At 66.3% G+C, this 4,542-nt stretch carries 4 protein-coding genes and 2 pseudogenes; 2 read left to right on the top strand and 4 right to left on the bottom strand.

The annotated features are described in order from the left end of the window. Positions 1-162: pseudogene (locus Q0M60_RS07410) on the bottom strand (HslU--HslV peptidase proteolytic subunit); the annotation flags it as partial. An 87-nt stretch (positions 163-249) separates the two neighbouring features. On the opposite strand from Q0M60_RS07410, the gene Q0M60_RS07405 reads away from it, so the two are divergent. Then, positions 250-663 carry a BLUF domain-containing protein gene (locus Q0M60_RS07405; RefSeq protein ID WP_296817854.1) on the top strand — a complete coding sequence of 138 codons (414 nt, stop codon included), beginning with the start codon at positions 250-252 and terminating at the stop codon, positions 661-663. Between the two features lie 36 nt (positions 664-699). Beyond that, the gene (gene moeB, locus Q0M60_RS07400) at positions 700-1,434 is read left to right on the top strand and encodes a molybdopterin-synthase adenylyltransferase MoeB (protein ID WP_296817852.1); all 735 of its coding nucleotides are present in this window, start codon (positions 700-702) and stop codon (positions 1,432-1,434) included. On the opposite strand, the gene Q0M60_RS07395 is transcribed toward moeB, so the two are convergent. From Q0M60_RS07395 to Q0M60_RS07385, 3 genes and pseudogenes are all read right to left on the bottom strand, one after another. Continuing rightward, on the bottom strand, positions 1,431-2,651 hold the full coding sequence (locus Q0M60_RS07395) for a hypothetical protein (RefSeq protein WP_296817850.1): 1,221 nt from the start codon (positions 2,649-2,651) through the stop codon (positions 1,431-1,433). The two genes, moeB and Q0M60_RS07395, sit on opposite strands and share 4 nt — an antisense overlap. Then, the gene (locus tag Q0M60_RS07390; RefSeq protein ID WP_296817848.1) at positions 2,648-3,835 is read right to left on the bottom strand and encodes a polysaccharide pyruvyl transferase family protein; all 1,188 of its coding nucleotides are present in this window, start codon (positions 3,833-3,835) and stop codon (positions 2,648-2,650) included. Before Q0M60_RS07390 ends, Q0M60_RS07395 begins: the two co-directional genes overlap by 4 nt. 101 nt (positions 3,836-3,936) lie before the next feature. Further along, positions 3,937-4,542 (bottom strand): annotated as a pseudogene (locus tag Q0M60_RS07385) (hypothetical protein); the annotation flags it as partial.

The following is a 4,542-nucleotide window of genomic DNA, read 5'->3' as shown; positions in this document are numbered from 1 at the left end:
CAGCACCTTGCCGCCCGCCAGCACCCGCACCTTGCGCGCGGCGCCCTTGACGATGGTCGGGCCCATGGAGACCTGGCCGTCGCCCGCGATGACGGTCCGGCCGCCCTTGCGCACCGCCAGGATTGTCGTGCCGTGCCAGTCGGGGAAGTTGGTATCGCTCATGGGCGATAGGTGGCCGCGCCGCGCGGTCGGCGCAAGTCATGCATCCTTCATGGGTCCGGCCTATGGCCGCCCGGACAAGGAGTGCCCATGATTCAACTACATCGCGCCATCTACGCGAGCCGCGCCGTCGGCGTGGCCTCCAGCAATCTGATGGCCCTGTCCGAAATCCTGGGCGCATCGCAGCGCAACAATGTCTCGCGCGGCCTGACCGGCATGCTGCTGGCGCACGATGGCTGGTTCCTGCAGGTCCTGGAGGGACAGAAGGACTCGATCGACCGCCTCTTCGCCGATCTCGAAGGCGACAGCCGCCACGTGGAAATCCGTATGCTGTCCTACGAGCCCATCGATCAGGCCGAGTTCAGCCAGTGGAGCATGGGCCAGGCGGTGATCACGCCCGCCATCGCCGACCAGCTCGAGGGCAAGTCCCTGCCGGACCTCTCGCCCGATGAAGCGCTGAGCCTGCTGCGGGCCTGCGCCGACGAGCTGAAGTCCGCCGGCTGAGGCTGCAATCCACGCTCGCCCGCGCTATGGGCGGGCATGGAGTTCTCCGACGACGAGGTCGAGCGCTACGCCCGGCAGCTGGTGCTGGCCGAGATCGGCGGGCCGGGCCAGCAGAAGCTGAAGGCTAGTTCGGTGCTGATCGTCGGTTGCGGCGGAGTTGGCGGGCCCGCCGCCCTCTATCTGGCGGCCGCCGGGGTCGGGCGGCTCGGCCTGGTCGACCCCGACACCGTGGCCCTCTCGAACCTGCAGCGCCAAGTGCAGTTCGCGACCGCCGACATCGGCCGGGCCAAGCCCGCCGCCGCCGCCGAGCGCCTGGCCCACCTGAACCCGCACATCGCCGTCGAGCCGATCCAGGGCAGGTTCGACGCCGCCACCGGCCGCGCGCTGGCCGCCCGCTTCGACGTGGTGCTGGACGGGACGGACGACTTCGAGACGCGCCTGGCCGTCAACGACGCCTGCCTGGCCGAGGGCCGTCCCCTCGTCTCCGGCGCGCTTGGCCGCTGGACGGGCCAGGTCGGCGTCTTTACCGGTCGCCCCTGCTACCGCTGTCTGGTCCCCGAAGCCCCGCCCGGGGCTGAAACTTGCGCCCGCGTCGGCGTGATCGGCGCCCTGGCGGGCGTGATCGGATCCATGGCCACGCTGGAGTGCATCAAGCTGATCACGGGCGCAGGCCGCCCCCTGACCGGCCGCCTCCTCGTCTACGACGCCCTCACCACCGCCACGCGCACCGCCCGGATCCAGCCGGATCCGGGGTGCAGGGCGTGCGGCTAGAGTGTGGGGGCGCCAGCCAAAGCGAGGTCAACTATCCTGCGCTCGCGGGCCGTCAGGACCTCAAGGCCCATGCCCTGAGCATTGCGAATATTGTGGTCAACGATCGGCCAGAGGTCGATCATCATGTCCCGAAAGCTGGCCGCGTCCATCGTGAGCAAGCGGTCGATTTCCTGAAGCGCCATCGACAGCCTTTCTGCCGGCGAGGCGACCGCATCATAATCTTCGTTCCAGTAGTCGTGGAAGGTCTTGAACCCCATCGATCGTAGGTCTCTGAGGGTAAAGGCATTCCCCAACACAATCATGGGATGACCGCAAAGCAGCGCCTTGACCGACTTCTCCGTGAATCGGCGGATGCCGCCGGTAGACATCTCAGACTCGGTCACGATGGAGAAATAGCTCTGCTCAAACGGCGCAAGCGGCAATTCCGGAGATGTCGCGGCGCCGGCCTGCTCAAGGGGTATCGCCAGACCGCCTCCGGACCAGAGCTGGCGTCCGATATCGTAGTCATCCTTGAAGGCCGCGAACCGTTCAGTCAGGTCACGCTCCGATCGGGCCGCGAAGTTTTCGCGCTGACTGGCGGCCCCGCCGAGCAGCGACACCCAGCCTTGGTTAAGATGGCCCTCGCGCTTCAGCCAGCCGACCAGGATCAGCCGGTGGACGGCGGGCCGGTTGTTGAAGCTCAGATACCGCTTCGGACGGTCGCGTCGGGGCGAGGGAAACAGTCGGCTGACATACTTCAGATGTTGGTCCGGCGTCTTGAGGCATGCAGCTACCTGCCGGACCAGGGCTCGCGCGAAGTAGTTGAATGTCACGGCCGACAAGGAGCACCTGCCTCCGTACAGGCTACCCGCGCGGTTGGCCTGTTCGGCGGCTACTTCGTTTTGGGTGACATAGACTACCGACAGAGCGGCAGCCCGGTCCGCGCCTAAGGTCGTCAGCACGCGCCCTAGGAGCTCGGGGCCCGCAGCCGGGCCTTCACAGCTGCTATCCAGCACCAGGGTGACCGGGTGGACCCTCAAGTAGTTGACCAGATCAAGGTTCTGAGGCGACCGCCACTGACGCTGAGCCTCGACGAAGTCGTCGGCCTTCACGAAGATCGCCGACGGGCGGACGGCCAACAATTCCTGCGGCTCCAACTCGCGCAGAGGGCTGCCGTTCACCTCGAAGACGCGCGCAAGCGCCGGCCGGCTGAGTCCCTTGATATAGGCGCCGGTCAAGAGTCGGCGCCCAGGCTCTGGAGATGTTCGGAAGGCTCAAAGCCGGCGCCGCGCAGGGCGGCGGTCGTCTCCCTAGCGATGCGTCTACGGTTTGCATCGAAGGCGGCTGGATCGAACCTGACCGCCTGCAACAGGTCCTGGAGACTTTCAGCGCCCTCGACGTCGGTGAAGTCGACCCAAGGCGTCTGCATGGTTTCAACCAACTCCTGCGTGCGGGAGTCGTGAGCCACGAAAACGCCAGGAACACCCTCGGCGATCGCGAACATGTTTCCGTGGAATCGCGTGCCGGCCACTAGATCAAGCGCCCGCATCTGAGCGAACCAGGGCTCGACGTTCCAGAAAAGGCGGTTTCGGCGCATCGAATAGTCGATGAAATCCTCGAACGCCATGTCAGGCGCCAAGACCTGCCAGATTGAGCGCACCGCTCCGAGGGAGGCATGGCGGGTGTCGCGCAGCGCGAACGCGATGGCGTCCGGCCCCCCAGACTGCTGGATGTAGAGGCCGTCATTGGCCACCAGCCACTTGAAGAGCTTGCGTTCGATATCGGCCTTGGGGGTCTCGCGAATTTCGAACGGGGCGGCTGCGGCCAAACCAAGCTTGATTCGCTGGGCGGGATCGCGACGCTTCAATTCGTCAATTCGCTTGGCCAGACGCTGACCGAGATCGCGCTTGGGGTTGATCAGCAGTGACGGGCAACCCAGGATAAGTGGATCGGCTATGCCACATGCCCGGGCGACTTCCGCGCTGAACGCTCCACGGACGGTGACCAGCGAGGCCTTCGCTGCAATAGCTTCCGCCAGAGCCTGGATTTCGGGTTCCGATGAAAGCGCGACTACTTCTGCTTCGGAGGGTCTGCTGTCAGCCGCCTGGGCGCCGATTCCCATCACTCCGAGCGGCGCCTTCACGGTCTTGAGAAATCCGGCCAGCGAGCTCCAGTCGGCCCCGCGCCTGAGATGATTGGCGGCCGGAAAGATCATGCCTTCCAGGCCGGCATGAAGGTTCGGGTCGCTGTACTGCATCCCCGAGCGACCGATGAAACGCAGATCGCCCGCTACAAGCAGGCTCACCGCATACTGGAAAAGGAAGTTTCCAGTGTTCTGGCCGGCGATTTGGATGAGCTCGTGAAGGCTGTATCGGGAGGCGTCCTCGACTCCCCCCGGAGTGCCCATAATGGCTACTTGCATGTCGCTCCGATAGGGCGTTTTGGCCCGCCACGCCAGCCCGTCACCGACGGCCCCAGAGGTCTACGCTAGGGCCGCCGGCCAGTTGTCCTACGATCGCTGACTCACCAGACCCAGTCGATCCAGGTCGGCTGGCTCATGAGGCGGTTGGGGCCGCGCTCGGCGAGGAGGGCCTCGGTGTCGGTGACGAAGGCCAGGGGGTGGCCGGGGTCGTCGGGGCCGGCTGCGGTGTCGCAGACGACCGGGACCGCCGGCGCGGCCTTGGGACCCATGTCGAAGGGCAGGACCAGCGCGTCGTCCAGGTCGGTCCAGTCATCCTTGAGCGTGTCCACGTCCGCGGCCAGTCCGCCGTCGAACACCGGGCAGATGATGGCGTCGTCGTCGGAGAACAGGCCGGGCTTGGCGTCCTGGTCGTCCGGCAGAACCTGGGGCCCAGCGTCCTTGGCCGCGTCCGGGAGCGGAGCCGCCGGGGCGACGAACTGGAAGTCGTCGGCGTTCAGCTGGGCCTTGGTCACCCCCGTGAGCGTGATCGACAGGCCGCTCTTGGCGATCACCACCCCCCCGGCCGTGTCCGTCGCATGGATGAGCACATCGGCGAAGTCCGCCATCCAGCTGGTCTCCAGCCGGATCCGGTCGCCGATCCCGGCCCCGGCCGAGAAGTCGGTGATGACGTCCGCCCCGAAGCCGCCGGTGAAGACGAAGATGTCATT

The sequence above is a fragment of the Brevundimonas sp. genome (assembly GCF_024711105.1).
GTDB lineage: Bacteria > Pseudomonadota > Alphaproteobacteria > Caulobacterales > Caulobacteraceae > Brevundimonas.
This window is presented reverse-complemented; position numbering and strand designations above follow the sequence as displayed.